Origin of the sequence: Pontimicrobium aquaticum, assembly GCF_005047595.1 — a bacterium.
Lineage (GTDB): Bacteria > Bacteroidota > Bacteroidia > Flavobacteriales > Flavobacteriaceae > Pontimicrobium > Pontimicrobium aquaticum.
The window spans coordinates 263,604-281,987 of the sequence record NZ_SUPL01000004.1 but is presented as its reverse complement, the minus strand read 5'-3'; the positions used below and the strand labels follow the sequence as shown (position 1 = coordinate 281,987).

Below are 18,384 nucleotides of genomic sequence, written 5' to 3'. Positions count from 1 at the left end.
TTTTAAAAAAATAGCTAATAAAGAGTTGTCGTCATTTTGAGTGTGCTGGCTTTTGTTGTTAGAAAGTATCAAAACAAGAAAATCTCAAAATATAAAATTCACTTCTCGATGCAAAATTTTGATAAAATTTCACTCGAAGTAACATTTAAACTACCATAATTCGCCAACCTCATTTTTTATAAAAGATAAAGCAGCGTCACTTGGCGCTCTTTTTTCCATCATTTCGGTTAAAATAACCTCTCTAAGCTTATCGGCTGTTCCGGTTTTTTCTAACAAACCAGCTTTTCTAATAAGTTGAATTGTAGCATTTTTTGCAGCTACAATTATGTTCCAGCATTCGTCACTTACATAAATTTGTTGTGATAAATTGTGCTCAAACTCTTGTTCAATGGTTGCTACAAGTAATGATTCATAAGTATTTTCATCTGAACTAGTTGGACTTACTCTAATTAGTAGTTTTGATGGTGTAATGCGCTCTAAAAATAAAGCCATGCGTTCGTAGGCTTGTAAGCGGATTGGAAGCGTATTTACTTGTATGTCTTTATGTAATAAAAAGCGTCTGCGACCATCTTCATTCTTAGTGTGCTCTTTAAAAAAGTAATAGGCAATCATTCCAGTAATTAAAGCAGGAACAGCATATAGTATTGCTTCAAAAATTTTTTCAATTTCCATAGGTTATTAGTTTAGGCGTTTATTAATCGTTTGGTTTTGGTTATAAAAATACTATAACTTTTTAAACTGAATACTGTAACTGAACACTGCTTACTGACTCTTTCCACCCAAATATATACATTCTTTTAATTCTTGCATATTATTAAATGGTACAGGGTGTTTTTCGTAGTTGTAAGTTTTGTTTAATTCTTCCGATAGATTATGATCATCAACATTAACATCAATATCTTTCATATTAAATTGACATGGATGCTCATAGCCTGCTGCATGTGTAATCTCTATTAATTCTTTTCTAAAGGTTTTAAAGTATTGTGCTAACCTTACTGATTTAAGCGGAACATCAATTCCGTTTTGTAGCCATTTATTTTGCGTAGCTACACCACTAGGACAACGATTGGTGTGACAAACTTGTGCTTGAATACAGCCAATACTCATCATAGCTTCTCTAGCTACATTTATACAGTCTGCTCCCATAGCAAATGCCATGGCTGCTTTTGCAGGAAACCCTAACTTGCCACTTCCAATAAATACAATGCGCTCTGCTAGTTTTCGCTTTTGAAATACTTTATATAAATCACTAAATCCGTAAACCCAAGGTAATGACACATGATCCGCAAAACTTGGAGGAGCAGCACCTGTACCACCTTCGCCACCATCAACAGTAATAAAATCAGGGCCTTTATTGGAAATCAACATTAAATCTGCGAGTTCTTCCCACTCGTCTAGTTTACCTATGGCGGCTTTAATACCAACAGGAAGTCCTGTGTTTTCGGCAATAGCTTCTATAAAATCTAGTAATTCCTTTACATTTGAAAAAGCCGAATGGCTAGGTGGGGATAGCACGTCTTTACCGACTTCTACACCACGTATTTTAGCAATTTCTTTGGAAATTTTTGCACCAGGAAGCACACCTCCTTTTCCAGGTTTAGCACCTTGCGATAACTTAATTTCAATAGCTCTAATAAATGGATTGTCTTGTACGAGTTGCTTTAATTTTTCCATAGAAAAATTACCGTCTTTATCTCTTACTCCAAAATAACCGGTTCCAAAATGGAATACAACATCACCACCATTACTATGATAAGGAGACAAACCACCTTCTCCTGTATTATGATAAGCACCTGCAATTTTAACACCTTTGTTTAATGATTCTATTGCTTTTGCAGAAAGCGAGCCAAAGCTCATTGCGGATACATTAATGATAGACGCTGGACGATAAGGTTTTTTGCGTTTGTTGTATGCTCCAATAATTTTAGCACACGGTAAAAAGCACTTATCTATAGTATTTGGATGATCTTTATCTATTCTAAAAGGCATCATTGCATTATTGATAAAGATATGCTGGTGTTGGTAAATATCTCTATCAGTTCCAAAGCCTTCGTAGTTATTTTCTTTTTTAGCTGAAGCATAAATCCAACCACGTTCAATTCTATTGAAAGGAAGCTCTTCACGATTGTTAGCTACAAAATACTGACGTATTTCTGGGCCAATTTTCTCAAATAAATAGCGTAAATGGCCTACTATTGGGTAATTATGACTTATGGTATGTTTGCGTTGTAAAATATCGCGAATAGCTAATATAATTAGTATAATAAGTATCCACATCCACCACGTTATTTGAGAGATAAAGGTCATTTATTTAGAGTTTCGCTATTTTTTTAAATAATCTAATGATAATTGAATAAAGGTTTTAACGCCTAGAATCATTCCGCTTTCATCGATAAAGAAATCTGGAGTATGGTGTGGATATGGTTGCGTGTTACCAGGAGTCATACCACCTAAAAAGAAGTATAGTCCTGGAACTTCTTGTTGGAAGAAAGAAAAGTCTTCAGCTCCAGTAATAGCTTTCATAAGTATTACGTTGTCTTTTCCAGCTGCTTTTTCTAATGAAGGTAGCATTTTTGAAGTCAGTGCTGGATCGTTATAGGTAATAGGGTAGCCTTCATCAATATCAATGGTTGCTTCGGCACGATAAGCTTTAGCTATGTCTGTAACCATTTCTCGCATACGCTTATGGATGTGAGATTGCATATTAGTATCGAGGGTACGTAGAGTTCCTACCATTTCAGCTGATTCAGGAATAATATTACTACGTACACCACTGGTTATTTTGCCAATAGATAATACTACGGCTTCTTCAGTAAGAGGCATTTCACGACTCACAAGTGTTTGTAATCCATCAATTATTTTAGCACTTACCATAATAGGGTCAATTCCTCCCCAAGGCATGGAGCCATGTGTTTGTTTTCCTTTTACATTGATAACAAAGCTGTTTACAGCAGCCATACTGCCACCAGGTTTGTAGCCTATGGTGTTTACAGCTTGACCAGAACTAATGTGAAGTCCAAAAATGGCATCTACATCAGGATTTTTTAAAACACCTTCTTTAACCATGAGTTTAGCACCACCTTCTTCTCCAGTTGGAGCACCTTCTTCAGCAGGTTGAAAAATAAACTTAATAGTACCATTAATTTTATCTTTGTGATTGGTTAAAATTTCAGCAACACCCATTAAAATTGCTATGTGAGTATCATGTCCGCAAGCATGCATTACAGGAACTTCTTCGCCATTATATTCTCCTTTTGCAGTCGATTTAAAAGGTAAATCAGCACGTTCAGGAACTGGTAATCCATCAATATCTGCTCTAAGTGCTAATACTTTTCCAGGTTTTTTTCCTTTTAGTATGGCAACAACACCTGTATGTGCAACGTCAGTTTGAACCTCTAAACCTAACGACCTTAGGTGTTCAGTAATTTTTTCAGCAGTTTTAAATTCTCTATTTGATAATTCAGGATTTTGATGAAAATAACGACGCCATTCTATAACCTTAGATTCTATAGCTGTTACCTCTTTGTCTAAACCGTGTTGTGAGAATCCTATAAAACTTTGTAATAGCAAAAGAGATAGTATTAATTTTTTCATGTGATGCATTTTTAGAATTTAATAAAAGTATAGCCTTCGCTTTGGTATTGTAATAACGCTGTCATTGCGGATAAAGCAAATTTAACATTTGGGTTAGCGTTATCTTTTGTAATGCCTCTAAATCCTGCTGTTTGACCACAAATAATAATATCTGCTCCAGCTTCGGTAAGTTCGTTTATTAACTTAAAGTTTGGGTTGTCAACACCGTATTTTTCTTTGTAAACTTCGTTATTTAATACGTCTTGCCACGCGCCTCCATGAATGGTCATGGCAACTTTTAGTTGCTCTTTTTTCATGCCTTCGCTAGCGTGCATATTTAAAAACCTAGCTGCGGTTACAATATATTTATTTACAACACTTTTGTCGGCAGATGATTGAGAGACATCAAAAATCACTTTAAACTCGGCAGACGTGTCTGTTTTTATGTCTTGGTGTTCTACTTTAAAGGTTTCACCAAAATTTTTAACAATGAGTCCTTTTTCACGATTATCTTGTGCAAACACTATAAATACACTCAGCATGAAAATAGATAAGAAAAGTTCAGTTTTTTTCATAAAAAATAAATTAAGAGCCTTAAAGGTATTTAATTTTTACTAAAACTATAACTCCAATTATAATTGTTTATAATTATTAGTAATATCATTAAGAAATCACCATAACATTGGCTAAATTCACGCTTTAAAAATCACAGATTTGGATAAGTATTTAAGTCAATTAAATGAAGCGCAATTAGCACCAACTTTGCAAAAAGATGGTCCCATGATTGTCATTGCTGGAGCAGGATCAGGAAAAACACGTGTACTTACGTTTAGAATTGCTTATTTAATGAGTCAAGGAATTGACCCATTTAACATTTTAGCACTCACATTTACCAATAAAGCTGCTCGTGAAATGAAAAGCAGAATTGCCACAATTGTTGGCGATAGTGAAGCCAAAAATTTATGGATGGGAACGTTTCACTCGATTTTTGCTAAAATTTTACGATTTGAGGCCGATAAATTGGGTTACCCTAGCAATTTTACTATTTACGATACACAAGACTCTCAACGACTTATTTCTGCCATTATTAAGGAAATGGGACTTGATAAAGAGGTGTATAAGTATAAGCAAATCTATTCCAGAATTTCATCTTATAAAAACAGTTTAATTACTGTAAAAGCTTATTTTCAAAACCCTGAGCTTATCGAAGCTGATACTATGGCGCGACGACCTAGACTTGGTGATATTTATAAAGAATATGTAGATAGGTGCTTTAAAGCAGGAGCTATGGATTTTGATGATTTGCTTTTAAAAACCAATGAGTTGCTTACGCGTTTTCCAGAGGTATTGGCAAAGTATCAAAACAGATTTAAGTATATTTTGGTAGATGAGTATCAAGATACCAATCACTCACAGTATTTAATTGTTAGGGCTTTGTCCGATAAATTCCAGAACATTTGTGTCGTTGGTGACGACGCACAAAGTATTTATGCGTTTAGAGGTGCTAATATCAATAATATTTTAAACTTTCAGCGTGATTATGATGATGTTAAAGTGTTTAGGCTTGAGCAGAATTATCGCTCAACTAAAACCATTGTAAATGCAGCCAATTCTATTATAGATAAAAACCAAACCAAGTTAGATAAGGTCGTTTGGACAGCAAATGAAGAAGGTGCGAAGATAAAGGTACACCGTTCTATAAACGATGGAGACGAGGGTCGTTACGTTGCGAGTTCTATTTTCGAAAACAAAATGCAAAATCAACTGCAGAATAGCGATTTTGCTGTGTTATATCGCACCAACGCACAATCTAGAGCTATTGAGGATGCTTTACGCAAGAGAGATATTCCGTATAGAATTTTTGGAGGCTTGTCGTTTTACCAACGAAAGGAAATTAAAGATGTGTTGGCGTATTTGCGTTTGGTTATTAATCCAGCAGATGAAGAAGCTTTAAAGCGAATTATTAATTTTCCAGCACGTGGCATTGGTCAAACCACTATTGATAGGTTAATTGTGGCTGCTAATGGCTACAATCGTTCTATTTTTGAGGTTTTAAAAAACCTCGATAAAGTAGAGGTAAATATTAATTCAGGCACAAAAAATAAGCTTCAAAACTTTGTAACACTAATAGAAAGCTTTCAAGTAATGAATCAAACTGCTAATGTTTTTGAGCTGACAGACCATGTCACTAAAGCAAGTGGATTAATTAGAGAATTTAAAAAAGATGGTACACCAGAAGGTGTAACGAGAATGGAAAACATCGAAGAGCTCTTAAACGGAATGAAAGATTTTGTAGATGGACAAATAGAAGTTGCAGATGCAACAGGATCCTTAGCTGAATATCTAGAAGATGTTGCTTTAGCAACCGATTTAGATAATGACAAAGGAGATGATAATAAAGTGGCTTTAATGACGATACATTTGGCTAAAGGATTAGAGTTTTCTTATGTCTATATTGTAGGGTTAGAGGAAGATTTGTTTCCAAGTGCAATGAGCATGAATACACGCAGTGAACTTGAGGAAGAGCGACGCTTATTTTACGTAGCCTTAACCAGAGCCGAAAAGCAAGCCTATTTAACGTATGCTTTAACACGCTACCGATGGGGAAAATTAATTGATGCAGAACCTAGTAGATTTATAGAGGAAATAGACGATCAATATTTAGACATCGTAACGCCTCCAGAAGAACGACGTTTTAATCCGATGTTAGATCCTGATATTTTTGGTGACGTTCCTCAAAATAAAATTAGATTTAAGCCTCCTAAATCTCGTGATACTCGAAAAAAAGGAGCTCCAAAAACAAAACCTGAAGGTATTAAAATAACGCCTCCTAAGCATCTTAAAAAAGTATCTAATACTAATGGGAACACCAATTTATTTGACAGTAAATTAACGGTTGGTAATGTGGTGGAACATTTGCGATTTGGAAAAGGAAAAATCATAAAAATTGAAGGTAAAGGTGCAGATATGAAAGCTGAAATAAATTTTGAAAATGGAGGCTCTAAAAAGTTACTTTTACGTTTTGCAAAACTTAAAATAATTGGTTAATGGCAGAATTTATTAAGATTTACGAAGATAACCCAAACCCAAAAGAAATTGCAAAAGTTGTTTCGGTTTTAAAAAAAGGAGGGTTAATAATTTACCCTACAGATACTGTGTATGGTTTAGGTTGTGACATTACTAATACAAAAGCCCTAGAACGTGTTGCAAGAATAAAAGGTGTTAAGTTAGATAAAGCTAACTTTTCGTTTGTTTGTCATGATTTGAGTAATTTAAGTGATTATGTAAAGCAAATAGACACTTCTACTTTTAAAGTTTTAAAGAGAGCACTTCCAGGGCCTTATACGTTTGTGCTTCCAGGATCTAAAAGTTTACCAAATGCTTTTAAAAAGAAAAAAACAGTAGGTATTAGGGTTCCTGATAATAGTATTGCCTTAGAAATTGTTAAGCAATTAGGGAATCCGATTATTTCAACATCAATTTATGATGAAGATGAGGTTTTAGAATATACTACAGATCCAGAGTTAATTTTAGAAAAATGGGATAAACTCGTAGATTTGGTTATTGATGGTGGTTATGGCGATAATGAGCCATCAACCATTATCGATTTTTCTGGTGATGAACCAGAGGTTATAAGGCAAGGTAAAGGAAGCTTAGAAATATTTTAAAATAAAAAAGCTCAACAATTAGTTGAGCTTTTTTTATAAGGTTATCTTTTTTGGATTTTAGTTTCCTCCAGCAGATAAATTTTTCATTTCTTTTTCAATCATGTCATAGAACTGATCGATTTTTGGCATAATAACAATACGCGTACGTCTGTTTTTTGCTCTGTTTTCAGCAGTATCATTATCAACTAATGGTACGTGGTAGCTTCTTCCTGCTGCAATTAAACGTGTTGAGCTTACACCTAAATCTTCTAAAACTCTAATGATTGATGTTGAGCGTTTTACACTTAAATCCCAGTTATCTAATAACACACCTTTTTGGTAAGATTGACTATCAGTATGTCCTTCAACCATACATTCAAAATCTGGCTTGTCGTTTACAACTTTAGCAACCTTAGCTAATACATTTTTAGCGTTTGATGTTACTACATAACTACCGCTTCTAAATAATAACTTATCAGAAATAGAAATAAACACAACGCCTTTTTCAACATTTACTTCAATGTCTGGGTCGTTTATTCCAACTTCACGTTTTAAGCTAGTTACTAGGGCTAATGTTACACTATCTTTTTTATTAATAGCATCTTGTAAGCGAGTAATTTTAAGATCTTTTTCTTTAATACTTTCTAATGTTCTTTCAACATTATCTGCTCCTTTTGCAGTAAGCATCGTTAAATCTTTATTTTGTTGAATAAGACTTTCGTGGTTTTTACGCATATCAGCAAGCTGATCTTTTAATGTTTCAGCACGTGCATTTGCGGCTGCAGCATCTGCTAAGCAAGAGTTTAATTTAACTGTTGCAGAGTTTAATAAGTCTTGTGTTTCTTGTTGTTTTGCCTCAAGTGCTGCATATTCTTTTTTAGATACGCACGAGCTTAAAACAAGCATAGCTGATAGGCTTAACAATAAAATTCTCTTCATGATGTGTTGTTAATTAATTAATTATTCGACGAATGATACAAAACTATATAAAAAACGTTAAATAAGTGTAGTATTAACAAAACTTTTAGTAACTATTTTATAAACTATTAAAATATCTCTTTTTAGCAATAAAATAAGCCCAAACAATACTTTTTAAAGTATAGTATTTTGGTAGTTTGTTTTGAGTTCTTCTTTGTTTAAGAAGTGTTTTTAAATGACTGTAAAAAGCAAAGTGAGATTTAATGATGGCAAATGTATGCCACGGTTTTAATTCTAACAAAAACTTTACACCAGCTACTCCATCTAGCACAAGTCTCATAAAAACTAAATACAGTATATTTCCTGAGGCATTTTTCACAAGAGTATAGAGGCTGTTTCTAAAGTTTAAATGGGTTTTTCTGGGACTTGTATTACTTAATGTAGCGCCTCCAACATGATATACTGTTGAGGTGCCTACATATTTAATATCATATCCTAGATTTTTTGTTTGCCAGCAAAAATCTATTTCTTCCATATGAGCAAAAAAGGCTTCATCAAAACCCTCTAAAGTTTTATAAACGCTACTTCTTACAAATAAACAAGCTCCAGAAGCCCAGAAAATGTCTACTATATCATTATATTGACCTTCGTCTTTTTCAATGGTATTAAAAACACGACCACGACAATACGGATAACCAAATTTATCTACAAATCCGCCAGCTGCTCCTGCATACTCAAAGTAATCTTTTTGCTTTTGGTCTAGAATTTTTGGTTGAACGATAGCAGTATTTAGTTCGTTTGAGAAAATTTGGTGAATTGGTAGTAACCAGTTTTCTGTGACTTCTACATCACTGTTTAATAAACAATAAACATCTGCCTTAACATGTTTTAATGCATCGTTATAGCCTTTCGCATAACCGCCATTTACACTGTTTTGAATTATGTTTACCTGAGGGAAATGTGCTTTTAAAAATGATACTGAGTCATCGCTAGAAGCATTATCAGCTACATAAATATCAGCGTCTTTAGAAAACGATACAACCGATGGTAAAAATTGCTCTAACAAAGCTTTTCCGTTCCAGTTTAATATGATAATGGCTATTTTCACAGTTGGTATTCAGGAATATCTTTTAAAAATTGATAGCGTTCTTCTTCAAAATCAATATTGCAATAATAATGATTTAATCCGTTAGTAACCATTAAATACGTTGCGTTTAAAGCTAAATTATAACGTGCTATTTGATCGAATGTATTTTGATTAATCGTTACTTTTGGTGCTTTACATTCTACAATTAAATGTATGGAGCCATCACTATTAAATATTACAATATCGTAACGTTTTTTTAAGTTGTTAATTTTTAGCTCCTTCTCAACGTTAATTAATGATTTTGGATATTTTTTTTCATTAATAAGGTAGTGTACACAATGTTGGCGTACCCATTCTTCAGGTTGTAAAACCACAAATTTTTTGCGAATTTCATCAAAAATATAAGGTTTATTTTCGCTATTTTTGAATCGAAAGGTATATGTAGGAAAATGTAATTTTTGCACAACACAAATTTATAATTATAATGTCACTTTGAGTGATTTTTAAAGAAAATTTTATCGAGAAGTTCTCGATATTTCGCTCGAGATTTCGAGCTTAACTCGAACTGACTTAACGCACTAACATTAATTGTTTTGGACGAAGTTAAACAACTAGTAAATGATATTAAAAGCGGTAATATTAGACCTATTTATTTTTTAATGGGTGAGGAACCTTATTACATTGATAAGATTTCTGATTTTATTGAAGCTAATGTATTAGCTGAAGAAGAAAAAGGCTTTAATCAAATGGTGTTGTATGGTCGTGATGTATCGATTGATGATATTGCTAGTAACGCTAAACGTTATCCAATGATGGCCGAAAAGCAGGTGGTTATTGTAAAAGAAGCACAAGATTTATCACGAACCATTGAAAAGCTAGCTGTATATGCCGATAATCCGCAACCAACAACAGTCTTAGTTGTAAATTACAAATACAAAAAAATTGATAAGCGCAAAGCCTTGTATAAAGCTATTAAAAAAGTTGGTGTTGTTTATGAAAGCAAGAAACTTTACGAAAATCAGGTAGCCGATTGGATACGTCGTGTATTGTCGCTAAAAGGTTATAGTATTTCGCCAAAAGCCGCTCAAATGTTGGTGGAGTTTTTAGGAACCGATTTAAGTAAAATAAACAATGAACTGGAAAAACTTCAGTTAATCATACCTAAAGAGACTCAAATTTCTCCTGAGCTTATTGAAGAGAATATAGGCATTTCTAAGGATTACAATAATTTTGAATTACGAAAAGCGATAGGAGAGAAGAACGTAGTTAAAGTACATCAAATAATTAATTATTTTGCTGATAACCCAAAGGATAACCCAATGGTGGTTACAGTGTCGTTGTTATTTAATTTCTTTTCGCAACTATTACATTTACATGGTTTGAATGATAAATCGCCGAGAAATATTGCTTCTAAACTTAGAGTAAATCCTTATTTTGTAAATGAATACACCAATGCTGCTAGAAATTACCCAATGAAAAAAGTAAGTAGCGTCATTGCTACCTTACGTGAGTTTGATGTTAAGAGTAAAGGTGTTGGTGCCAATGCTGTACCGCAAGGCGATTTATTAAAAGAGTTGATGGTGAGGATTATGGGGTAATTTATTTACTATCTATCGAAAACTTCCCAGGACCAGCTAGAAATATCACTAAATAAGTCATTAAAAACAACAATGCTTTTTCTTGCTTTCCAAAAGGGTCATCTAAATGCACAAAAAAGAACGCTACTAACATAGTCGCTATTGGGAATATCGCGGCCAATTTTGTTCTAAACCCAAAAATGATAAATATTGGAGCTATAACTTCGCCAATTAAAGCCATCGTTAAAGAGGTTGTAGCTCCTAAACCTAGAAAATCCATGAATTGTACTTCATCAGCAAATAAGCGACTGATTTTTGGGATGCCATGAGTAAGCATCATGGCTGAAGTGCCAATTCTTAAAATGGCTAAGGCTAAGTCGTTGTAGTTTTTTGTGAACATGCTAGTTAGTTTAATGATTTTAAAAAATCTGATTTATAGGTTTGTTAATTAGAATTGTATTTTCTACTAAGTTATTCATTTTTCTTTTCCTCTTAATAGGTTAATGCTAACAGTGGCCAACTCACTATTTGGAAACTTAGTGAAGTAACGTTCATCTGGATATAAACCAGCGTCTTTGGCAATAGTGTTAAACACATCGACTTCCAATATGTATTGGTCGGAGTAACCATGTGTAGCATCATAGGCTGTCGCTGCAGTTTTTCCTAAGTTGGTTGCAACAAGCTCAGGATTCACAGTGTGTAACTCAATAATCAACAATCCAAATTTTTCAACATAAGGCTTCCACTTTTCCAAATGCTCTTTTAAAGAAGATTCTACTAAGTTATTGCTAAGCCTGTTTCCTTCAAAAGCATAGGCACCTGAGGATTTACTTGTTCTTTTGGTTGCTTTTTTTGGAGGTTCCCAAATACGGTTATGATCTAGAAAGGTTCTAACATTCAGTAAATCTTTTAGATCGATATTATAATCTTCTTTTAAATCGTTTGCCAGTAAATCGGGTCTGCCAATATCGCCCCAAATTACTTTTGCCCAAATATCTGCTTTAATAAGGTTTGCTCTGGTTACTTTTAAAGCAGCTTGATTAAAATCGGCTCCAACGAGCAGCAAAGGGTGTTCTTCAAGTAGCTTTCCTCTTAGTGTTTGGTGTTCAATCACATCAAAAATATGCTGAATAAAGGCACCATTACCACAACCCATATCTAAAATGCCTTTTGGTTGTTCGTCTATTGGTTTGTTGAATAACTCAATAATAATTTTATCTACTATTTTAAAGTATGTTGAATGTGCTCCACCACTTCCCCAAACATTCATTTCTCGATGTACATGTTTTTCGGTGTCATTTGGAGATTTTGTTTTAAGTATTAGTGGATTTCCAAAAATAAGCTTATCCAGATTAAAAAATGTAGGTAAATAGGAAACAGTAACACCATAAGCACTGGCACGTTTTGCAAAAAATAGACCTTTGTCAGTAAACCTATAGGTGTCATTCTTTTTATGAAACCATCCTAAATAAGTGAAGAAATCTAGTATTTTTTTAAAACTTTCTGGGTTTTTGTGATATTCTTGAGCTCTAAAAGAAGCTTCCATAAAATACTTATGAAACAGCCCATTTACACCAAGCAGCACAATAATCGGCGCAATAATGACGCCTTCAATGTGCATGAGTACTTGATGTTCAATAGTCTCTTTTTTGACATTTTTTAAGCCAAAATCACCTTCATATTGTTTGAATATTTTTTCTAAAACACTAAAAGCATCTGGTCCAATACGTTCATCAGGAAATTTGATGGAATAGGAGATAAGGTTAACAGCTTCTTCATACAATGGAATTAAGAGGAAAGCTTTGTTGCTGTTTTTATTTGTTGAATAATAAATTTCACTGGTCTTGTTATCAATAATTCTATCCAACCAACCCTGAGAGCATAGTATTCTTAGGGCAACATTTAAGTAGCCTTCGTTTGCGTTAAACGATTTTGTAAGCTCGCTTAAACTTGTTTCTTGATTATCAATTAAATACTTGGTGACACCTTTTTTATGTAAGCAAAAGGCGGTTGTAGCAACAGCAAGACCATCTAAATGACGAAAAATAATACTTCTAAGTTGTGCTTTGTCTTTTTTGGTGAGCATATTTAAGATGTTGTGTCTTAAATATATAAAAAAAGCTCTAGTTGATAGAGCTTTTGAGTATTAATAAAATTATAAGGGTTATGTTACTAACGCAATTTTGGGTAATCCTCTGGGTTTACCTCAAGCATTACGTTGTAAACCGCTTCAAAAATATCTTCCAAAGATGGTTTTGAGAAATAATCACCATCGGTTCCATAGGCTGGTCTGTGTTCTTTTGCGGTTAATGTTTGCGGTTGACTATCAAGATGTAAATACCCTTTTTGAGTATTCATAATCTCATCTAGAATATAAGCCGAAGCACCACCAGGAACATCTTCGTCAATAATCATTAAACGGTTTGTTTTTTCTAAGCTTTTTGCAATATCATGGTTAATATCGAATGGAATTAGTGATTGCACATCAATTACTTCGGCATCAATACCAACTTCCAATAATTCTTTGGCAGTTTGCTCTACCATTCGTAAGGTAGAACCGTAAGAAACTAACGTAATATCGCTACCTTCTTTTACGGTTTCGATAACACCTACAGGAGTTTTAAATTCACCAATATTACTTGGCATTTTTTCTTTTAATCTATAACCATTTAAACACTCAACTATAAGTGCTGGCTGATCACTTTCTAGCATAGTATTATAAAAACCTGCTGCTTTAGTCATGTTTCTAGGTACTAAAACATACATGCCTCTCACTAAGTTTAAAATACCGCCCATTTGTGAACCCGAATGCCAAATACCTTCCAGTCTATGACCTCTTGTTCTCACAATCATGGGTGCTTTTTGCTTTCCTAAGGTTCGGTAATGTAAAGTAGCTAGATCATCACTTATTATTTGAAGTGCATACATGATGTAATCCAAATACTGAATTTCGGCAATAGGACGTAACCCTCTCATAGCCATTCCAATACCTTGTCCTAAAATGGTAGCTTCTCGAATACCTACATCTGCAACTCTTAATTCACCATACTTTTCTTGTAAACCTTCTAACCCTTGGTTTACATCACCAATATTCCCTGAGTCTTCTCCAAAGATTAAGGCTTCAGGATATTTGCTGAAAATGGCATCAAAATTATCTCTTATGATAATTCTGCCATCAACCATTTCTGGACTTTCATCATATGTTGGAGTAACTTCAGAAATGTTTGTGGCTCTTAGTTTTGATTGGCTGTATAAGTGTGAACTGTATTTTGGCTGATTGATATCGAAATAGCTATTTATCCAATTTTGCAATTCAGTTTTTTCTTTAGAATCATCAAAAGTGATATATCTTAAAACTTTTCTTGCGGCCGAAATAACATCTTTTCTAGTAGGCTCATCAATAGCATTTAGGTCGTTTGTGATTTTTTGAATAAATACTTTATTAGGGCTTGTAGGAGCTACTTTTTCAAGAAGTGTATTAAGTTCAGCTCTTTCATTTAAAATTGGCGAAATAAAGGCATTCCAAGCGGCTTTCTTACCGTCTCTAACCTTCTTTTTAATATCCTTTTCTAACTGTGTGGCTTCCTCATTGGTGATGATGCTATTGCTAATCATCCACTCACGCATTTTTGCAATGCAATCATGCTCTTTTTCCCATGTTAGTCTTTCAGGACTTTTATATCTCTCATGAGAACCAGAAGTAGAATGGCCTTGTGGTTGTGTTAGTTCATCAATATGTAACAACACAGGAACATGCTCTTCTCTGGCAATTTTTGAAGCTTCTTCAAAGGCATTTACTAAGCTAGGGTAATCCCAGCCTTTTGCTCTAATAATTTCGTAACCATTACCTTTTTTGTCTCGTTGAAACCCTTTAAGGATTTCTGAAATGTTTTCTTTAGTAGTTTGATGTTTTGCGTGTACCGAAATACCATATTCATCATCCCAAACGCTTATAACCATCGGGACTTGTAAAACACCTGCAGCATTAATAGTTTCAAAAAACAACCCTTCGCTAGTACTAGCGTTTCCTATGGTTCCCCAAGCAACTTCATTTCCTTTAACTGAAAAATTTGAGCTATCAATACCTTCTACGTTTCTATAAATTTTAGATGCTTGAGCTAATCCTAATAGCCTCGGCATTTGCCCTGCAGTAGGAGAGATGTCGGCACTTGAGTTTTTTTGTTTGGTAAGATCTTTCCAGTTATAGTTGTCGTCTAAACTATGGGTTCCAAAATGACCTCCCATTTGTCTTCCTGCACTCATTGGGTCAGCTTCAATGCTTGTGTGTGCATATAAGCCTGCAAAAAATTGCTCAATTGTTAGCTGCCCAATAGCCATCATAAACGTTTGGTCTCTGTAGTAACCAGACCTAAAATCACCATTTCTAAATGCTTTTGCCCAAGCTAATTGAGGTATTTCTTTCCCATCACCAAAGATTCCGAATTTTGCTTTTCCAGTTAAAACTTCACGACGACCAAGTAAACTGCACTCTCTGCTTGTTACTGCAATAGTATAATCACTAATGATTTCGCTTTTAAAATCATCAAAAGACATGTTCTTGGTAAGCTCGGAATTTGTTTGCATTTGATAAGGATTAAGTTGCTGCAAATTTAGCAAATATTTGTATGTTGCGCAATGGTGTGTGTTGTTAATAAACTAACAAATTCTCAACAAAAAACAAATATTATTAACAATTATTCAAAAAAACTTAAATAATCAATTTTTGATTAAGAATAATTAAATATACTAATACCATTTTCTCCTAAACAAACCAAGTAGCGATTTAGGATCGACTGTAAACACAAAACGTATTTTTTGATCGTAGTTTGGTTGCCCTATTTCCCAACCAAGATTTGAATAAATAGGGAAGTACACTTCAAAGTAATCGGTTACTAAATTTACTCTTAAACCTGTATCATATTGAAATTTAACTGGAGTCAATGCATTTTTTACCAAACCAAAATCGGTATAAGCTTGAATGTATTTCCAAAGTGTCGTACTAAAATTAACAGTACTCATCCATCTATTGGCAAAAGGTGTGTTTAATTTAGATTTAAAGCCTCCTTCAGCAATAATGATTTGCTGGCTAAAAATTCCTGAAGCTTCAGAGCGTCCTAAATAATTGTAGTCAAATAAGTAATCAGTAGGTCTATCTAAAGCAAAACTAAAGTAATCAAAGTCTGATGGGTTTTTGTTATATAAAAATACTCCTGTGAAAAAACGTAAATTTATTTGTCTGTTGCTTTCAAATAATTTTCTATACTCATAGTTAAATGAGAGCTTACCAAAATTTTTAGCAAGCTGAAAATCGGTAAACCATTTGTAATAATCTATAAGACCAGGGTTTGTGTTTATATAACGAGCGTTAAAAACACTATAATTAGGATCGATATTACTGGTAATATTATTTACATCTTCGTCTTTATTAATATCTATATATCTAAAATTTAACGATTGAAATTTGTTAGACCTATAATCGGTGTGATCTCTAAAATTGAATCTTAAATATGGTGTAATAACTCTTGCAAACAAGTTTGGACCAAAAGACGAATACTTTCCTGACATACCATAAGTAATACCGTATAAGTCTTTATTCTCGATATTTTGAGTGTAATTTATGGATGCTGAAAATGTAAACGATTTAGACTTAGTTCCATAGCTAGGAGCAAATTTATAGTTAAAACCACGACGCAATAAAGTTTTATTATAAAACTTACTTCCAATAACGAGTCCATCATATATATTTCTATACTCTATAAGAGGCATTAAAAACACTTGTGTTTTAGAAGGGTCTTCTACATCTTTAAACAGTCTTAACTGTAGAGGTTTGTTGTTTGCAAGAAACCCATTTAATGATTTCCAATTATCTCTTAAATTATATTCGGGGATTGAATTGTCATAATTTAGTACAAGTTTGTTGGTATCAAACCTAGGTATGGTTAGGGTTTTATTATTCTTAATATTTTCTATCCATATTTTTGAGGTTACTGTATCATTTTTAAGTGTGAATAAAGACACAGGCATACTGTTTTGCCTTTTGTTTTTTATGGTTAATGTAATAGAATCGTCTGTTTTTTTTAAGCTCTTTATTTTAAAATCAATTTTTTTATTGGTATTAACATAGTCCTTAAAAAACCAATCCAGATTTTTATCTGTTTTAGACTTTAATAAGGTTTCAAAGGCATTTGTGTCTGTGTTTTTAAGAGCATACGTTTTTAAAAATTCTTTTAAGGTATTTTCTAAAGTTTGAGCATTTATATAATCATCTAAATACTTTAATCCGACACCTGCCTTGTATTTGTTAGCTAAATCGCTATTGAATCTTAAAAGCGAATCTTTTGAGGTAGTTAAAGGCTGATCTCTATTAGTTCTGGCCATATGCATATACACGAAACTGTACTGTTCGTTAAATTTTAAAGAGGCAGCATGAAACGCTCTAAGTCCCCAAATATCAGCTAAAGAACCAGCTAATTTCATATCTGGATAATTTTCTTCAATATATTTTATGAGAAAATAAATTTGAATACCATCTTTTAACCATTGTTCTTTACGCGGATTTATAAGTAGCGTATTATCTAAATAATTCCCAAGCGTGTTTTTTAATAGTTGTAATTCAAACTGAAAATTTTTAGGAAAAGGTCTAATAAAATCTGGTAATTGATTTAATCCATACACAGGATCTTTTTTGGTGTCTATATTAGAAACAATAAGTTTTTTATGAGGATAAGATCCCAAGTGCTTGGTTACAAACTGTACAACTTTATCGGTAATAACAGCTTTTTTAGAAGGTTCCAAATCTTTTTCGGTGTAGTTTGAAACAATAGAAAATTTATCGGTTTGAATGGTTCTGTAAACAGGTAGTTTCTGTAAAAAAAGTCTAGAATCCACTCTGTTATTTCCTTTTAAAAGCGCAGTTTGAGAATTAGTGTTTTGTGTTGTGTTTACTAAATCGAGCTCAGAGGTAAGTAAATAGTTTCTTGGAAATTCAACTTGAAGCGTAATATCAGCTTTCGGTACAAAAAGATCATCTAAATTTTTGTTGCTGTAATAGTGCCATTTACCATCATAAATAGTAGGTGTAATATACCAATACTTTAAATTATAATCTTTTAAAGGCGTAACACCATAATCGGTAAACTTCGTACTAGGAATTTTAACTATATATTTTAAGGTAATCTCGTAGCTTTCGCTTGGAGCTATTGGCATTTCTAGAGTTACTTTTATAATATCTGGATGTGCTTTTAGGCGTTCAAAACTCAAACTATTGTTTGATTGATTAATTATAGATGTAACTGTTGTAAAGCCTCTTTCTTCACTTTTAGCAAAATGAAATTTACCATCGTACTCTTCTGAAAAACGTTTTGCAAGCGGTGTGCTTTTTGTAGAATAACTATTACTCCAATCGTTTAAGTAAATAGTACTTAATGTATCGTTTGATGTGTTTTTATATGAAATGAATTGGTTGATTTGTATTTGATCAAAATCTATATTAAATGTAGCTTTAATATCAATTTTATCTTGACAAAACAAGCTTGTTGATGTTAAAGCAACAATAAATATATGTAGAATTCGATATCTCAAA

General features: G+C 33.3%; 14 protein-coding genes. 3 read left to right on the top strand and 11 right to left on the bottom strand.

The genetic code is table 11. The features are described from left to right. Positions 1-150: 150 nt before the first annotated feature. The 4 genes from E5167_RS09155 to E5167_RS09140 form a co-directional block, all read right to left on the bottom strand. Complete coding sequence (locus E5167_RS09155) at positions 151-672, bottom strand: DUF7935 family protein (protein WP_136843286.1); 522 nt, start codon at positions 670-672, stop codon at positions 151-153. Between the two features lie 90 nt (positions 673-762). Next, a complete protein-coding gene (locus E5167_RS09150; protein ID WP_136843284.1) occupies positions 763-2,307 on the bottom strand; it encodes an FMN-binding glutamate synthase family protein in 1,545 nt (514 codons plus the stop codon). A gap of 15 nt (positions 2,308-2,322) precedes the next feature. Next, positions 2,323-3,594, bottom strand: coding sequence for an amidohydrolase (locus tag E5167_RS09145; RefSeq protein ID WP_136843282.1), 1,272 nt, complete (start codon positions 3,592-3,594; stop codon positions 2,323-2,325). An 11-nt stretch (positions 3,595-3,605) separates the two neighbouring features. Next, positions 3,606-4,148 (bottom strand): DsrE family protein, encoded by a 543-nt coding sequence (locus tag E5167_RS09140; protein ID WP_136843280.1) that lies wholly within the window; start codon positions 4,146-4,148, stop codon positions 3,606-3,608. A 139-nt stretch (positions 4,149-4,287) separates the two neighbouring features. Here E5167_RS09140 and E5167_RS09135 point away from each other — a divergent pair, with 139 nt between their 5' ends. Together E5167_RS09135 and E5167_RS09130 are read left to right on the top strand one after the other, a co-directional pair. Beyond that, positions 4,288-6,621 carry an ATP-dependent helicase gene (locus E5167_RS09135; RefSeq protein WP_136843279.1) on the top strand — a complete coding sequence of 778 codons (2,334 nt, stop codon included), beginning with the start codon at positions 4,288-4,290 and terminating at the stop codon, positions 6,619-6,621. Then, the gene (locus E5167_RS09130) at positions 6,621-7,241 is read left to right on the top strand and encodes an L-threonylcarbamoyladenylate synthase (RefSeq protein ID WP_136843277.1); all 621 of its coding nucleotides are present in this window, start codon (positions 6,621-6,623) and stop codon (positions 7,239-7,241) included. Before E5167_RS09135 ends, E5167_RS09130 begins: the two co-directional genes overlap by 1 nt. Positions 7,242-7,298: 57 nt before the next feature. Here E5167_RS09130 and E5167_RS09125 read toward each other — a convergent pair whose 3' ends face one another. The 3 genes from E5167_RS09125 to E5167_RS09115 form a co-directional block, all read right to left on the bottom strand. After that, positions 7,299-8,159 (bottom strand): OmpA/MotB family protein, encoded by an 861-nt coding sequence (locus E5167_RS09125; RefSeq protein ID WP_136843275.1) that lies wholly within the window; start codon positions 8,157-8,159, stop codon positions 7,299-7,301. A gap of 97 nt (positions 8,160-8,256) precedes the next feature. After that, positions 8,257-9,246 carry a glycosyltransferase family 2 protein gene (locus E5167_RS09120; protein WP_136843273.1) on the bottom strand — a complete coding sequence of 330 codons (990 nt, stop codon included), beginning with the start codon at positions 9,244-9,246 and terminating at the stop codon, positions 8,257-8,259. Next, on the bottom strand, positions 9,243-9,689 hold the full coding sequence (locus tag E5167_RS09115; protein ID WP_136843270.1) for a type I restriction enzyme HsdR N-terminal domain-containing protein: 447 nt from the start codon (positions 9,687-9,689) through the stop codon (positions 9,243-9,245). The genes E5167_RS09120 and E5167_RS09115 overlap by 4 nt, the downstream gene beginning before the upstream one ends. A 129-nt stretch (positions 9,690-9,818) precedes the next feature. On the opposite strand from E5167_RS09115, the gene holA reads away from it, so the two are divergent. Next, positions 9,819-10,823: a DNA polymerase III subunit delta gene (gene holA / locus E5167_RS09110; protein ID WP_136843268.1), complete on the top strand. Its 1,005-nt coding sequence runs from the start codon at positions 9,819-9,821 to the stop codon at positions 10,821-10,823. A gap of 1 nt (position 10,824) precedes the next feature. Here holA and E5167_RS09105 read toward each other — a convergent pair whose 3' ends face one another. The 4 genes from E5167_RS09105 to E5167_RS09090 all read right to left on the bottom strand — a co-directional run bounded on the left by E5167_RS09105 (position 10,825) and on the right by E5167_RS09090 (position 18,383). After that, a complete protein-coding gene (locus E5167_RS09105; protein ID WP_136843266.1) occupies positions 10,825-11,202 on the bottom strand; it encodes a DoxX family protein in 378 nt (125 codons plus the stop codon). Positions 11,203-11,277: 75 nt separating this feature from the next. Then, positions 11,278-12,888, bottom strand: a complete 1,611-nt coding sequence (locus tag E5167_RS09100) for a class I SAM-dependent methyltransferase (protein WP_136843264.1) — start codon at positions 12,886-12,888, stop codon at positions 11,278-11,280. 86 nt (positions 12,889-12,974) lie between these two features. Further along, complete coding sequence (locus tag E5167_RS09095) at positions 12,975-15,386, bottom strand: alpha-ketoacid dehydrogenase subunit alpha/beta (protein WP_136843262.1); 2,412 nt, start codon at positions 15,384-15,386, stop codon at positions 12,975-12,977. A 162-nt stretch (positions 15,387-15,548) separates the two neighbouring features. Next, positions 15,549-18,383, bottom strand: a complete 2,835-nt coding sequence (locus E5167_RS09090; RefSeq protein ID WP_239021970.1) for a gluzincin family metallopeptidase — start codon at positions 18,381-18,383, stop codon at positions 15,549-15,551. Position 18,384 lies beyond the last annotated feature (1 nt).